This window comes from Rhodopirellula sp. P2 (assembly GCF_028768465.1).
Taxonomy (GTDB): domain Bacteria; phylum Planctomycetota; class Planctomycetia; order Pirellulales; family Pirellulaceae; genus Rhodopirellula.
This window is the reverse complement of the sequence record NZ_CP118225.1, coordinates 4,761,705-4,776,438: the sequence shown is the minus strand read 5'-3', so window position 1 is coordinate 4,776,438 and position 14,734 is coordinate 4,761,705. Positions and strand designations below refer to the sequence as shown.

Here is a 14,734-nt window from a genome sequence, read left to right as displayed (position 1 = left end):
CTCCGAGGGTTCGGTGTGCGGAAGCATTCCACAGTGCTTGCGAAATCCAAAAGCGCAAGTCCTACAACCGTTTTAATCAAACCTTGGCGAAGACGCTCTTTCCCATGAGCGTGCTATTTCAAGACCGCCACTGCCGTCATCCATCACGTTCCCGCCGCAGAGTTCGAGTCAGCGAAGCTGATGGAACATGCATGGTTGGCAGGGATGCCAACCATCACCCCCGCAAGGAAGCGGCCACCCACCGAAAGAGCTTGCCAACCCGTGCACTGGAGAGAGCATGCCGCCGGACGACTCGATTAAGTTCAACGGTAGAAATCACGGGGAACGGGCGAAAGACCTGCAAGCAGACGAGAGAACGGACCACCCGTTCTCCCGTGCATTTCATGGTTCTGGCTCCCAGTCCTCCATATTCGCATTGAATGCGTTAAGATCCCGACGGAAGCGTTGTTTCATTTTCACTATGAACTTCAGGCCATCCCGACACCCTGTTTGCGAGACTCGGTCGAGGCCACCATCGTCATCGAGTGTTCCGATCACAATCAACCGTCCCTCATCTAGATTGATCGCGCGGTTGGCAATCGCAAGTACATCGGTGAATTTTCCGTCTCCGTTGTCTTTGACTTGGTAGATGAGGGTCGTAGGGTGCCCGTCTATCGTGACTCGAAATGTCCAGGCGGCGACTCCGTGCGTTTTGCTGTAGTAGACATCCGTCACTTCAGCCTTGGCCTTGGCGTCAGCGAGCACAATGCTGAACGCGAGGGTTGGTTGGTTACGATCGGGAGTTGAGATTAATAGCGAGAGAAATCGCCGTTCAGTCTTTGATGTGGGTTGCGCCTTAACAGAGAAGTCAAAGTCACCACCAAAGGATCCACTGTCGATATGCGGTCCCTTGGAGAATCCACTAGCGTGATAATCGCCCGCGTGCAGCTGTCCTACAGCTAGGCAAATAAGCGGCGCTATCGTTAAGAACGGTCGGGAGGGATTGAAGTACATCTGAGTGTCCATGCGCGGTAACAGCGAGAATAATCGAAGATGCGTTTCGGTTTCCAGAACGTTTGCGATCAGCGGGCCGGGACGTTTGGTTTTCCATTCGTGAAACCTTGCAAGCCCGGCTCCGTTGCATCGCATGGTTCAAGTAAGCCGCTATCGCGGCGGTTTCGTATTGGTGGTGGAACGGAAGCGTGACGGATTATTGGAAGCATCCTTTCAGGAGGAGCTGTTCGCTGGGAACAGCTCAGCAACTCCTCCTGAAAAGGAAACCAAGATGTCCAAGTTTAGCTCAAACGATTCGCAAGATGTACCTGGATCCCACTTCCCTGAAAGTCTTCGCCTGAGACTCTCTGAAGACTTGCACCTGACCGGCAAGGCCAAACGAACTCACGATGGCTACATCCGAGCGGTCAGGCAGCTCTCTGATTTCGCCGGCTGCAGTCCCGACCAGGTGAACGAGCAGCATGTGCGGCAGTTCTTCTTGCACCTGAAAAACGATCGCAACTTTGCTTATGGATCACTCCGCGTGGCATTCTCGGGCATCAAGTTCTTCTTCACGCACACCTGCAAGCGTGACTGGGAAATCATCAAGATGCTCAAGCTCCAGAACATCACCACGTTGCCGGAGGTGCTGACGATCGAGCAGGTTCATGAACTGATCGGCTCGGCGACCACGCGGCGAATGTTCGTCTATTTCTGGACCGTCTATTCGCTGGGACTGCGGCTCAATGAAGCACTGCATCTGCAGGTCAGTGACATCGACGCCCAGCGAGGCTGGGTCCATGTCCATCGTGGCAAGGGAGCCAAGGACCGGTATGTCCCGCTGCCGACGACGACCGTTCGACTTCTGCGAAGCTACTGGGCAAGTCACCGGCACCCACGCCTGCTGTTTCCGGCAGATGGCCGAAACCACAGCCTTGCCAAAGACGGCGTCAGCCAAGCGACGACTCCGATGAGCGAAACGGCCGTTCAAGGAGCGATGAAGCAGATCACAAAGAACCTCCGCTTTGGCAAGAAGGTCAGCATCCATACGCTGCGTCATTCCTATGCAACGCACTTGCTCGAAGCGGGCGTGGGACTGAAGGTGATTCAAAAGTACTTGGGGCATTCGTCGCTGCAGACCACCTTGGTCTATCTGCATCTGACTGACACCGCTGAGGCGAACGCTCGTCAAGAAATCGAAAGGCTGTTCGGTAGGCTGCCTGGCAGCGGCGAGTAAACCCGCTCTGGAAAATGCCCACGGTTGCGGAGGCTCTTCGCCAATTCGCACCGGCATACCTGCAGCAACACGCCGATTCGATCTCGATCGCCGAAGACAAAGTTCTTGGCGCGATCACTCGTTGTCGCACCGGTGCACTGGGTGGTGTTCACTACCAGTGCGGCGGTTGCGGAAGCGATCACTGGGTCGGACGTTCGTGTGGCAATCGACACTGTCCAAACTGCGGTCACGAGAAGACGCAGGCTTGGATTGAAACGCAGTCTGCCAAGCTGATGCCGGTTCATCACTTCTTGGTCACTTTCACTGTGCCCCGGGAGATCGGCTTGGTGCTGCGCGTTCACCAACGTGACGGCTACCGATGCTTGTTCGATGCCGGCAGTCAGAGCATTCGCGATGTGGGCGCGGCAACCAAGAGTCTGAAAGGATGTCAGCTTGGGTTCTTCGGCGTGCTTCATACTTGGGGGCGAGACCCGGCGGTCTATCATCCGCACGTTCACTATGTCGTTCCTGGCGGCGGAGTGAAACTGGATGAGCAAGGCAATGCCGAATCATGGCAGAGCACACCGGAGAACTTCTTGTTCCATCACGGCACGCTGATCCGCGTCTACAAAGCGAAGCTGGCCGATGAGCTTCGTGCCGCTGGGCTGTATGACCAAGTCGATCGCGAGACTTGGACGAAAGACTTCGTCGTCGACATCCAGGCGGTCGGGCACGGCGTTCCAACGCTGAAGTACCTGGCACCGTACATCCATCGAGTCGCGATCAACGACAGCCGGATCATCGATGTCAACTCAGAAACGGTGACGTACCAAATTCGTCGCAAAAGAAACGTGGTTCAGAGCAAAGAGGTTGCCGGCGAAGACTTCGTGGGCAACTTCTTGCAGCACGTGTTGCCGACGAACTTCATGAAGATCCGTCATTACGGATGGATGAGCGGGAACAGCAAGGTGAAAGTGGAGGAGGTGAAGTGGTTGGTCTGGCTGATGCTTGGCTGGACGTTCTGGCTGGGCAGCGGCTACGCGCCACAGGATGAACCACTGACCGTGCCGATGAAGTGTCGCCTGTGCGGCGGGATCATGCGAGCGATTGAGGTCAGCTACACATCGTTGTCGTCGCAGGGCATCCGTCCCGAGCATGGGCTGACTTACTACGACAGTGGGTAACGCATGAACCGGGGAAGTGAAATGACCGGTCGAATTCGAACGTCTTCAGGAGGGCGAAGGAGGAAGGTATGTCGCGACAGCAATCTCAAGCTCAAAATTAATCGGGCAATGAGCGTCAATCCGCTTCCATCCAACTCGTCGCCAGCGGAACAGGCACAGAGCAAACGGCCGATCAGCAATTCACCTACTTCAAAACCAACCTGCCTCTTCGTTAGAGAACGCAGCCGGGAAGCAATTCCCAAGAGATCCTCAATCAACGCCTCGCCATTTACCCCCGGGCATCTTGAACAGAGGACTTGAGCTTCGGCTAGGCGACGCGTTTTGAACCGCGACGAACGAAGCAACATGAAAGAGAAAGAGACTCAACCGCCGCATCCACGCGAAGTCAAATCCTTATTGGTTACCCGCGATTGTCAATTCGGCTGGCAACAACGCCAAGTTCTTCGCCAATCACCTCCGCCCAGTCTACCAAGTCTTGGTCGTCCGATTTTCTGTATGCGTCAAGTGTAGAACGATTCGCAACTAACAGCGTTGCCAGTTCGCGATGCCATCCAGTTAGCGAGAGCGATTCAATACGATCCGCGCACATCCGAGCGTGGCAGGCAAAGCAGTAGATGATATCGAAGATCTCAGTTTGAATCTCATTCGTAACGGACGAAAGGAGTTCAATTAGGAAAGGGAGCGTTGGAACCGAATTTGGCCCAACGTTTGCTTGATGCGAAACAACGTTCCAAAGCTGGTTAGCGGCTTGGATTGCCGTAGTCGTGTCAGGTGATTCGAGAGCAACGAGCAAACGGGGAATTTCGTTGGAGTCAAAGCCGCACGCCGAATCAAAGTCTCCCCATCGGATTTCGGCGAGGCGTTGTTGAAGCATTAAGTCCATGCGAGCTTCAGTCGGGTAACGGCAGCGGTAACGGGGCCGCCGCCAAAAAACTATGATTCAAAACCCGCATCATCGGCGGCTCCCGTTCACCGCATGGTTCTGCCTTCTATACGCGTGCAAGCAAGCGATTGGCCATGTCTTTGGTTTGGTCTCGAAACGGGTCCGCATCAGGGATCTCGCGCACCCGTTCCGCGACTTTCGATAATAGCGTCGTATCATCAAGTAAGCGAGCCTTATACGGCATGCAGTGTTGAAGCCATTCAAAAAGCATAAAGTCAGCCGTCCTCGGAATTGAATCAACAAGCGTTTCCCATCCGACATTGGCGAAATCGGTTGAGTGTATCGCGGACGCGAGCGTCCATCGCACGGTCCATGTATCACAGGAGAGCCCACGTTCGATGTCAGTGGCGCTTAGGAGGTTAGGTCGAGGTGAATAGACGAGTCTACGAACAGCGGTGCAGCGGACATGCGGATGATCGTCGCAAATCAATTGCATTAGGTGGCGTACAGCGATCTCATCTGGCACCGTTCGCTGACCGAGCGCAAACGCGACCGCGATGCGTACATTGACGTGAGGATCAGCAATGAATGATTGAACCGCAGAGATCGACTCATCAGTCGGAATCGCGTGAACGAGAAACCGTCGGTGTCGATCAACGAATGAGCAATGACGAATGTGCGGCGGCGACCAGATGTGGCCGAGCCGTTCGATCAGCCATTGACGCTTCGGGCGATTGCGCGAAAGCAACAAACGCTTGGTGAGTTGATTCAGTTCGTGTTGACCGCGATCAACCATAGACTCTCGTTGGCAGAACGGTGAGCGTCACCTGGCGGTGGCGGTCAGTGTGATTGGAAAGTGAGGTTGGTCTCCACCACCGCTCAGTGTGCACGCAATGGTTATTCGTTCACGCGTGACCGGTGCAGGAGCGAGCGCACCACGATCCTGGAAGACGTCGAAACAATTGCGTGGTTCGGAATTCATCGTATCAGGTTTGCGACGTTGGCGCGGCAAGTTGCGCGGATGATCGAGCCGCAACCTGGGGCACAATTCGAACCGGCAAGCGAGCACGGAATCTACGCTGCTCGCGACCTGAATCGAATGCTGAACGAGCATTGGATCGAGCCCCACATGTCGCAGTGATTCGTACGCCGATACGAGCATGAGTCAATCGAATAACGTCCGCCGTAACCGGGCGGCGACGAAAGATTGTCCATTTCAAGTCCGCCTGACTTCGCCGCTCCGGTTCACGGCTTGGTTCTGCCAGTATCCGAAGTACTTGACTTAATGCGTTCCAATACGATCAGACTGAGGAACGAACCATTCTTTGATTCAAACGACTTCGGCCTTTTCGCTTCACCGCGCGGGGGCATGCAGATTCGAAGCTTATCATGCTTCAAATCAATGATAGCCAACGTCGTCTTCTCATACTTTTCCCCATCTTCTTCTCGGGTTTCCACCATTTCGATGGCTAACGGCTTCTGTGAAGTATCAAGTTTGATCGTGAATTCGTCCACTTTCTCTCCGTCCGGGGAAAGCCACACGAGTTCCTTTTTGCTAAAGCGGAATTTGAAGCCGATTAGCTCTTCTCGCGGTACCAACTCTCCGTTGGCTGTAATGCCAACCACCGCCCACGACCCTTCAAGGGCCTCTATGTGAGATTGGGTATCTTGTGCACACACAAATGATCCAGTGGATAGCAATGAAAGTAGAAGGACGATGATTGAATTTGGCGACACTTGGTTTACCTTTGCCTCCGATTGGCAGAACTTGTTTATCACCTGTTGGACAGGTGGGAATAAGTGGTGAGGTTTATTCTACACTGTTTGCCGGTGGGAATAAGTCGCCTTCCGAGCACTTGTTCTCATCAGTTGGCGCGGACTTCGTCCACGTGGGTGACTTGTTCTCACCGAGACGCTTCCAAGACGTTGCGCCCTCTCATTGATCTCAACTGACAAGATGACGGCGAACGCGAGTCCAAGGGCTACATCCTTTGATGCTCGCGAAAGTGTCCAGTGGAATTCCCGTCATATTGTTGGGGATCCGCACCCGGCTTGCAAGCTTTTTGGCACCCGGTGAACAAAAACGCACGCTTTGAGCGGTGGTTTCCGCGAGTTTCCCGCCTAGCTTGTTCACGCACGCGAGACAGTTTTGGTGGCTGATGTGGAGGCGGTGTCTCTGGTTGCGTTTGGAGCGTTTTGGAAGAATCTCATTTTTGATCGGCAGGAGGAGGAGATGCTGGGAGGCCTTGCTTCGAACCACGAGAACAACAAGTGACGTAGCAGGTCGGCTGGAATGATCGGGCACAACCATGTGAGCCGTTTGGGCGTTCGCCCCGGTTGCGTGTGAAAACCGTGGCTAACGCCAACGGCTCACATACCCGATGACACCTGCGTACCTGCTTAGCGGAAGGACGCGAGCCCTCCGGTTTCTCACCGGGCGGCTTGCGCCACACCGCTAAACAGGTCGGCAGGAGTCTTTCGGCATTTGAAATGTCTTGGCAAGCGTGGTTGCTTCCACGTCCAACCGGGGCTAACGCCCAAACGGCTCACATACCCGATGACACCTGCGTACCTGCATAGCGGAAGGACGCGAGCCCTCCGGTTTCTCACCGGGCGGCTTGCGCCACACCGCTAACATCGTGACTTGTTGTTCACGCGTCGCTTACGCGGCGGGTTGGGAGGGAGGGTTCTCAGGCTAACAGCCACTTGGGTTGCAGAACGACGAGGTGAGCGACTTGCTGAGGTGGCAGGTTGGATGACACGAATTGCATTGACACGGTTCAGGTGCGGGAGTTGAGTTGTGATGGGAACGTTTTCGAAACCGGCGAGTGCCGAACAGAAGCAGCGTTGGGCGAAGATATGGTTCCAAAAGCTTTGCCAATTTCACGGGCGGAAGACGGAACCGGATTGGAAGTTTTCGTCCGATGATGTGATTGCGTTCTTGCGGTCACGTCGCGATGCGGAGGTGCCGGCTTGGAAGCGGATGAAGATCATCGAAGGCTTGATTCAGTACCGTGAGACGATCCAGCGTCGAGAGGTGAACGACCTGTTGCCGCTGAAGAAAAAGATGGGCGAGATCATCCTGATCGAGCAAGCGAGAACAGGCGGGTTGGATTCGATTGACGATGTGGTCGGCAAGATCAATCCCAATGAGATGGATGCGATTCAGGAGTTCCGTCGATCGATGCGTCGAGCTGGTTTGGCGATCGCGACCGAACGCAGCTACGTGAGGAAGCTGAAAGCATTCATGGCGGATCGTGGGCTGAATTGTTTGGCGGATTTCGACCGGATTCACGCTTCTGACGTGGAGGCTCACCTGACGGATTTGGCGGTCGATGGCAACGTTTCTCCGTCGACTCAGAACCAAGCGTTTCATTCTTTGCTGAAGTTTTTCGAATTGGTGCTGAAGCGTGAGATGGGGAAGATCGAAGCGATCCGTGCGAACAAGGATTCGATGGCCCCCACGGTGATGTCACCTGGTGAGGTCGGCCAAGTGTTTGAGGGACTCGAGGGCGTGTATCTGGTGATCGCGAAGTTGCTGTATGGATGCGGGATGAGGATCAGTGAGGCGCATCGGTTGCGGGTCAAGGACATTGATTTCGCGAACAAGCAAATCGAGATTCGTCAGTCCAAGGGCAACAAGAGCCGATTGGTTCCGATGCCAGATGATTTGATTGAACCGCTGCGGCGTTTTGTTAAGACTCGCGAGGCTCTGCACGAACATGATTTGGCCAACGGCACGGCCTCGGTGTATCTGCCGTATGCGTTGGACCGGAAGTATCCGTCGGCGCATCGTGAACTGAAGTGGCAGTATCTGTTTGCGTCGCACCGATTGTCACGGGATCCGAGAACCGGCCGCATCCACCGTCATCACTTGCACGCGAGCACCTTCCCAACTCACTTGCGACGCGCGGTGGAGCAGGCGGGGATTTTGAAGCATGTGACGAGCCACACGTTTCGCCATTGTTTTGCGACGCATCTGTTGTGGCAGGGGACGGACATTCGCCAGATTCAGCAGTTGCTGGGACACAGCGATGTGAAGACGACGGAGATTTACACGCACGTGCGAAATCCACATGAGGCGAAGGTGGTCAGTCCGTTGGATCGGTTGATGCAGGACGAGGAGGCGGCGGTGGGTTGCGCTCGGGCCGACTGAGGGCCTCAGTCGGCTACGGTGGGTGGAGACACGGGGGGGCTGAGGGGCTCAGTTGGTTGCGGGGTGTTGGCGTTCGACCTCCCCTCGCTTCGCTCGACCCTCCTGCCAGGAGGGTGAATTTGTTCTTTGGTTGGACGTTCTGCCGCGGAAATCTTGCCGGGGACGCTTTCAATCCTTTCCGGCGGCGCTCAGTGATGTGACAGGACCCAAAACGACATCGCCGCCTTGCTGGGCCGCTTGATGGGCGATCGTTTGCAAGTGGACAGCGTACTGGGTGTCAAGTTTGGCGGGCACGAAGGCGTTGCCGATCGGGCTTTCGCCGTACAGGCATTCGAACCACACGCACGCACCGAGGTACTCGCCGGCGAGGTTGGCGTGGTGACCGTCCATTTTTAGTTTGGGTTTGTCGTCCGATTTGCTCCAGCTGTACCCCACATGCAAGGAGTGAGTTTGTTCCGGAAGACTTGGGTACTCGAGTGACTGGGCGTCGAAGTTTTTGGGTGGTTGGTAGCCAAACTGGCGATCGTTGTCGGCGATCCAAAACGCGTCACCGACGGGAATTCGATTGGCGGACAGTTCAGCTGTGATCGTTCGGTAGGCGTCGCGGAGCCCCTCGTACATGGCTTGTTGGGTCGCCGGTTCACCCACCGTCGGTTTCGCGCGACTGAATCGTGGGTCGTCGCTTCGATACGCCCACGTCTGATGCAGTCGCAACTCGGCTTGTGGTGCATCGCGACGAATGATCTCCGCGAGTTGCAGGGCGTAGGGGCGGTAGGTGGTCACGTCATGGCTTCTGAAGCTGACTTGTTGAATCGTGACGAAGTCCCATGGTTCGCTTTTCAATGTTTCTTGGAGGGTGTCACCATTCTTGTACTTGGCAAGTTCGCTAGCGGGGTCGGCTTCCAACGCCAACGCCTTCTTGGCGTGCAGTTCCAGTGGTGAACCACCGATGGAAAGCATCTTGTGCGTCAGTTTGTGACCGGCGGCTTCAACGAGATCATCCAAGTACCGAGTCGCGTTGTGAGTGAAGCTGTTGCCGATCGTCAGAATGCGAACGTGCGTTTGCTCATCTGTTGATTGCTGCTCGGGTGAGTCAGCAAAGGAAGACGGCCCCGCGTTCAACGAAATCAACGTGAAAGTGCAGACGAAGAAAAACGATCGGAACATGGTGGGGTCATTCCTCGGGAGACGGTGGGAGAGAGGGGAAGGGCCGCCTATGGTACTCGAAGTGGGAGGGGCATTTGGTGGCGGGCATCAGCAGGTGGGCAGGGTCCTTTCCGCATTTGAACCGTTGTGGCCTGCGCCACAGTTCCGACGGGCAACTGGGGCGAACGCTGGTGTGTGCAATGTTTGGGGTTGGCACCGCGTTGGACTGCGCCGGTTTTGTTCCACGAGCTCGCCCCAACGGTGGCGGCGCTAGCGGGGGTTGAGGAGTCTTTCATTGGGCCGCCCCATGGGACATTTCAAAACCAAATGGTGGCTGGCGTCTGGGTTTCGCCCCGGATGGGGCAGTTGTGGGAATTGGGGGGAGTCCCTCGCTCACGCTTTTTTGAGGTTGCGCTTTTTCTTCTAAGCAGGTACGCAGGTGTCATCGGGTATGTGAGCCGTTGGCGTTAGCCACGGTTTTCACGCGCAGGCCAGGCTAACGCCCAAACGGCTCACATGGTTGTGCCCGATCATTCCAGCCGACCTGCTTAATGGCCAACGGCCTACGTTCAACATAGCCAGGGGCATCGCCTCTGGAGCAGAAAACCACGGCCCCATTTCGGCCAACGGCCAAATTCAAATAACAACTTGCGGGTTGATGTTGGCCGTTGGCCAACCCATTTTCCTTCATTCTCAATCCCTGGGGCGATGCCCCAGGCTACGATGACGAAGGCCGTTGGCCAATTAAACCGATTGCAAAAAGCGCAACTTCAAAACTCACGCTTCGGGTTGTGATGGTGGCTTGGCCGACTCTGACGGGCAAGAGTGCCCTTCCTCCATGCGTTGAGGAGTGAGTCGCCAAGCCGTCACCATTGGCGTTCGGATTGCGGATGCCAATTTTGTACCTGGATTGCACTCGTAGGCCAGAACAAAAAAACTTGGAGGTCGTGCGGTTTTCGTTCCCTCGCTCTTTGGTAGGGCGGCCTGCTTCGGGCTGGGGAGGGGTGCGCGCTGGATCCGATGCTCGACCCTCCCCTCGCTTCGCTCGACCCTCCCAGGGGGAGGGTGATGAGAAACGTCCGGTAGTGCAGCACTTTCGAACTGCACGACCTTCCTGCGTATCGAATTTCAGGCGTTGGATCAGGCCTGATCTGGGAAGAACTTTGCCAGGGTTTCCTTCGGCGGCTTGGGTGTCACCATGGAAACCACGACCATCGCAATCAGCGTGCTGAACACCATCGCGACGACGGGCATCACTTCGTAGGTCTCGCCTCCGATTGGCAGACGCAGGACATACTTGCTCAGGCCCTCGGGATCCAAGGTGCCGTGGTAGAACAGGTAAGACCAACTGGAAATTGCGGCCAGAATACCGGCGATTGCGCCCGATGCAGTGAGGCCTCGCCAATACAACGCCGCGACAACCAACGGGAACAGGGCACTGAATCCGCTGAAACACCAGACTCCCAGTGCAAACACACTGCGAACGTTGCCGAGGCTGAGCAGGTACGTGATGGCCACGATTCCGACGATGAACAACCGTGTGAACAGGACTTGTTGTTTGTCCGAGAAACGGTCTTCGCCGAACGTGTGGTTGACCACGTCGTTGTTGAACATCGTTCCGATGCACAGGAACTGGCTGTCCAGGCTGGACATGATCGCGGCCAGAATCCCCGCGGCCAAGAAACCACCCAGGATCGGTGCGGTCTGTGTTTTGACCAGGAAAGGCAACACCTTGTTCGCGTCCACCAGGTCGCCACCGGGCAAACGTGGCAGTGGGGGCTTGGTCGGCATCAATTCGCCGGTCGCCCAAACGCCCACCAGGACACACGGCACCCAGACAATCATGATGAACAGCGGGTGGCAGATGACGGACAGCTTGAACGTGCTGGCTTTCTTGGCGGTCATCCAGTGTTGAAACAGGTGCGGGAACATCCCCACGGACAGAGGAATCATCAGGTAGGTGAAGAACTTGGTCTTGCTCATCGCCACCCTGGTTTTGCCTTCTTCGGGAATGGATTCACCAAGCACACGGAGGTTTTCGAAGAAGCTGTCTTGCTTGCCAAGTTTGTTGGCGATGACGAAGAACGTCACGACTCCCAGAATCATGAAGACCAACGTTTGGAAGGTGTTGGCCCAGGTGGTGCCGCGCATCCCGCCAAAGAACACGTACACCAACACGACCGTGCAGATCGTGAGCGAACCGAGCCAAGCGGGAATGCCGCCGTGCACCGCCGGGTCGATTCCGCCGGGGCCACCTTCGAGAGGAACCGGGAACATGTCCGGGGCCAGCCCGGCGGTCAGGGCTTGGACAACACCACCGGCACTGATCACGCCGACCAACAGGTATGGGATGATCATGCCGACCAGGATCGGGAACAGCAGCCAGCCGACCAGATTGTTGTTCAGGCGGTCGCGGAAGAATTCGATTTGGGTGGTGTAGTTGTGGGCGCGAGCGAATCGCCAAACTTTGACACCAATCAGAAAGAAGCACAGGGAGTGAATGATCCCACTGCTGCTGGCCAGCATGCCGTAGACGCCGATGCCTTCGCGGAAGGCTTCGCCGCTGCTGCCGACCAAGGCAAAGGCGGTCATGGTCGTTCCAAACATGCTCATCAACAGCAGGAACGGACCGATGGAATGGCTGGCGACTTGATAATCTTCTTTGGTCCCGCGAAACAGGCGACTGCTGAACAGTCCGAGCGCGAGTAGCAAACCCAAGTACACCAAAATGATGATGAATTGAGGGACACCGTTGTGCATTGCGAGATACATCATCGTTGTGGCTCCTCTTCATCGATTGGCCAAGCGATGCGTGTCGCCAAAAACCATGTGAAGGATGCCGCGATCGAGATCCCGGCGTGCCAGGCCAGTCCGATGGGCATGAATCCGAACAGCAACGTGTCGTTGGTCCACAACCAATTGTCTTGGTGAAGGATCAAGAGCACGATGACCAAACCGGCGATGAGGAGGGCGCCGCCTGAGAGACCGTGTCGGTCAGGCGGTGCGGACGAATCAGTCGAGTTGGGCATGATGGGGTGTTTCAGGCGAGACGGGGGAGGAAGGTGGGACCAGCGGAATCGGTTCCAGAATGGCGTTCGGCAGGCAAATGCCGTCCATTCGGGCATCCAATCAACTGTCAGGGAAGTAGTCTAATGGGATCGCGGGGGCGACGATATCCATGGTTTGAATTACTGTAGGAGCCAGTTGTCTGGCGTTGTCCGCATCGAAACTGACCTCCATCCCTCTGCCGCAAAACTCGCCGGCACTTTCAACACGTTTTCTGCCGCATGGAATCTCTGTTTGACCCGTTGGTTTGGCCGACCGTTTGGCCCATGTGGCTGACCATTGGCGTCGCCATTGCGCTGCTGGTTGGTTTGGCCACGCGAGCCGCTGCGACGGATTTGCTGGCGCTGACGGCATTGTCGGTGTTGGTCGTCGTTCAGGATTTGACGGGGACGCCCCTGTTGCCTGATCCGACTCAGGCGGTTGCGGGATTTGGCAACAAAGGCCTGATCACGATCGCTCTGTTGTTTTCGGTGGTCGCTGGATTGGAACTCACCGGCGGAACGGAGCTGGCCACGGGGTGGTTGCTGTCCAAGGCCAAGAATCTTCGCGACACACAGATCCGAATGTTGCTGCCGGTGGCGCTCTTGAGCGGATTTTTGAACAACACCCCAGTGGTCGCGGCGATGTTGCCAGTGGTGGGCGATCTGGGAAAACGATTGTCGATCAGCCCCAGTCGATTGTTGCTGCCGCTTTCCTACGCCGCAATTCTGGGGGGAATGTGCACGTTGATGGGAACCAGCACGAATCTGCTGGTTCGCGACGAGTACAACAAATACGTGGCGGGCGCCGCTGCAGCCGGCGCGGAGATGCAGTTGTCGGAACTCAGCTTCTTCACACCGGCGATCGCCGGGATTCCGGCGACCATCCTGGGATTGATCTACATCATCGGGGCGTCCAAGTGGTTGTTGCCCGAGCGCAAGCCAGCCGTCAGTGTCGGGGACGACCCACAGAAGTACACCGTCGAAATGCAGGTCGAATTGACGGGGCCGTTGGTGGGCAAGACGCTGCAGGAGGCTGGTTTGCGGGCTCTGCCCGGTTTGTACGTGGCTGAGGTTCAACGAGCTGACGGTCGCATCGAGCCCGCCAAACCAGATCAACGGCTGTATGGCGAAGACATCCTGATCTTGGTGGGCGACGTGGACAGCGTGGTCGATCTGCGAAAGATCCGTGGTTTGGTGACTCCCGGTGACCAAGCCCGGAAATTGGAGATTCCCGCATGGCGACGAACGCTGGTCGAAGCTGTCGTCAGTCCTCGGTGCAGCTTGATTGGCAAAACCATTCGCGAGGGACGCTTTCGATCCAACTTCAACGCTGCGGTGGTCGCGGTTGCCCGCGGTGGACGGCGTTTGGAAGGCAAGCTGGGCGACGTTCGAATTGAACCAGGCGATGTGTTGCTATTGGAAGCCTCCAAGTCGTTCATGCATCGACAGCGTGGCGGCAGCGATTTCTATCTTGTCAGCAGCGTCGATCGAGGTGAAATTCGCCGTCACGAACGGGCACCGCTGGCGTTGGGGATCATGTTGGTGATGGTGATCGTGGCGGCATTGAATTGGTTGTCGATTTTGAGCGCGGCGATGATGGCTGCTTGTGCGATGGTGCTGACCCGTTGTTGCACGACCTCGGAAGCCCGACGCAGCATCGATTGGTCGGTGTTGATCGTGATTGGTTCGGCGATCGGAATTGGCCGGGCGATGGAACAAAGCGGGGCGGCAGGGCAAATTGCTGGCGGGTTGTTGAGCATTGCTCAGGGAAGTCCGTTGGGCACGTTGATCGCGATTTACGTCGCCACCGTGATCTGCACCGAGTTGATCACCAACAACGCTGCGGCAATGTTGATGCTGCCGATCGCCTGGACGGCCGGAACCCAGTTGGGGACGGACCCGATGCCAATGGTGGTGGCGGTGATGATTGCGGCCTCGGCCAGTTTCCTGACCCCGTTTGGTTATCAGACGAACACGATGGTGTACGGTGTCGGTGGGTATCGATTGCGAGACTACATTCAATTTGGGCTGCCGCTGAGTCTGCTTGTCGGTGTGGTTTCGATTGGAATGTTGACGTGGAGGTATCAATGACCATGACATTCCACCATTGGGGCCTCGTTTTGTTTCCAC

General features: G+C 56.3%; 10 protein-coding genes. 4 read left to right on the top strand and 6 right to left on the bottom strand.

The window, feature by feature from the left end; genetic code table 11:
• Nucleotides 1-381 precede the first annotated feature (381 nt).
• Nucleotides 382-1,128, bottom strand: a complete 747-nt coding sequence (locus tag PSR62_RS16925) for a hypothetical protein (RefSeq protein WP_274404186.1) — start codon at nucleotides 1,126-1,128, stop codon at nucleotides 382-384.
• Between the two features lie 40 nt (nucleotides 1,129-1,168).
• Between PSR62_RS16925 and PSR62_RS16920 the strand changes: the two genes are divergently transcribed.
• Both PSR62_RS16920 and PSR62_RS16915 read left to right on the top strand, forming a co-directional pair.
• Entirely contained in the window at nucleotides 1,169-2,209 is a 1,041-nt protein-coding gene (locus PSR62_RS16920) for a tyrosine-type recombinase/integrase (protein WP_338020203.1), read from the top strand.
• A gap of 14 nt (nucleotides 2,210-2,223) precedes the next feature.
• Entirely contained in the window at nucleotides 2,224-3,372 is a 1,149-nt protein-coding gene (locus PSR62_RS16915) for an IS91 family transposase (protein ID WP_274403807.1), read from the top strand.
• Between the two features lie 989 nt (nucleotides 3,373-4,361).
• Here the strand turns inward: PSR62_RS16915 and PSR62_RS16910 are convergent.
• Both PSR62_RS16910 and PSR62_RS16905 read right to left on the bottom strand, forming a co-directional pair.
• Nucleotides 4,362-5,051 carry a HEAT repeat domain-containing protein gene (locus PSR62_RS16910; RefSeq protein ID WP_274404184.1) on the bottom strand — a complete coding sequence of 230 codons (690 nt, stop codon included), beginning with the start codon at nucleotides 5,049-5,051 and terminating at the stop codon, nucleotides 4,362-4,364.
• A gap of 449 nt (nucleotides 5,052-5,500) precedes the next feature.
• Nucleotides 5,501-5,935, bottom strand: coding sequence for a TIGR03067 domain-containing protein (locus tag PSR62_RS16905; protein ID WP_274404183.1), 435 nt, complete (start codon nucleotides 5,933-5,935; stop codon nucleotides 5,501-5,503).
• Nucleotides 5,936-7,058: 1,123 nt separating this feature from the next.
• Between PSR62_RS16905 and PSR62_RS16900 the strand changes: the two genes are divergently transcribed.
• Nucleotides 7,059-8,411: an integron integrase gene (locus PSR62_RS16900; protein ID WP_274404182.1), complete on the top strand. Its 1,353-nt coding sequence runs from the start codon at nucleotides 7,059-7,061 to the stop codon at nucleotides 8,409-8,411.
• 168 nt (nucleotides 8,412-8,579) lie between these two features.
• On the opposite strand, the gene PSR62_RS16895 is transcribed toward PSR62_RS16900, so the two are convergent.
• The 3 genes from PSR62_RS16895 to PSR62_RS16885 form a co-directional block, all read right to left on the bottom strand.
• A complete protein-coding gene (locus PSR62_RS16895) occupies nucleotides 8,580-9,578 on the bottom strand; it encodes a DUF4886 domain-containing protein (protein ID WP_274404181.1) in 999 nt (332 codons plus the stop codon).
• Between the two features lie 1,119 nt (nucleotides 9,579-10,697).
• Nucleotides 10,698-12,332, bottom strand: a complete 1,635-nt coding sequence (locus PSR62_RS16890) for a sodium:solute symporter family protein (protein WP_274404180.1) — start codon at nucleotides 12,330-12,332, stop codon at nucleotides 10,698-10,700.
• A complete protein-coding gene (locus PSR62_RS16885) occupies nucleotides 12,329-12,586 on the bottom strand; it encodes a DUF3311 domain-containing protein (RefSeq protein WP_274404179.1) in 258 nt (85 codons plus the stop codon). Before PSR62_RS16885 ends, PSR62_RS16890 begins: the two co-directional genes overlap by 4 nt.
• 258 nt (nucleotides 12,587-12,844) lie before the next feature.
• Here PSR62_RS16885 and PSR62_RS16880 point away from each other — a divergent pair, with 258 nt between their 5' ends.
• A complete protein-coding gene (locus PSR62_RS16880) occupies nucleotides 12,845-14,695 on the top strand; it encodes an SLC13 family permease (RefSeq protein ID WP_274404178.1) in 1,851 nt (616 codons plus the stop codon).
• Nucleotides 14,696-14,734: the final 39 nt, after the last annotated feature.

Coding starts and splice junctions, on each gene's coding strand:
- PSR62_RS16895 (WP_274404181.1), bottom strand. CDS start 9,578: ATGTTCCGATCGTTTTTCTTCGTCTGCACTTTCACGTTGATTTCGTTG.
- PSR62_RS16910 (WP_274404184.1), bottom strand. CDS start 5,051: ATGGTTGATCGCGGTCAACACGAACTGAATCAACTCACCAAGCGTTTG.
- PSR62_RS16915 (WP_274403807.1), top strand. CDS start 2,224: ATGCCCACGGTTGCGGAGGCTCTTCGCCAATTCGCACCGGCATACCTG.
- PSR62_RS16925 (WP_274404186.1), bottom strand. CDS start 1,128: ATGCGATGCAACGGAGCCGGGCTTGCAAGGTTTCACGAATGGAAAACC.
- PSR62_RS16890 (WP_274404180.1), bottom strand. CDS start 12,332: ATGATGTATCTCGCAATGCACAACGGTGTCCCTCAATTCATCATCATT.
- PSR62_RS16880 (WP_274404178.1), top strand. CDS start 12,845: ATGGAATCTCTGTTTGACCCGTTGGTTTGGCCGACCGTTTGGCCCATG.
- PSR62_RS16885 (WP_274404179.1), bottom strand. CDS start 12,586: ATGCCCAACTCGACTGATTCGTCCGCACCGCCTGACCGACACGGTCTC.
- PSR62_RS16900 (WP_274404182.1), top strand. CDS start 7,059: ATGGGAACGTTTTCGAAACCGGCGAGTGCCGAACAGAAGCAGCGTTGG.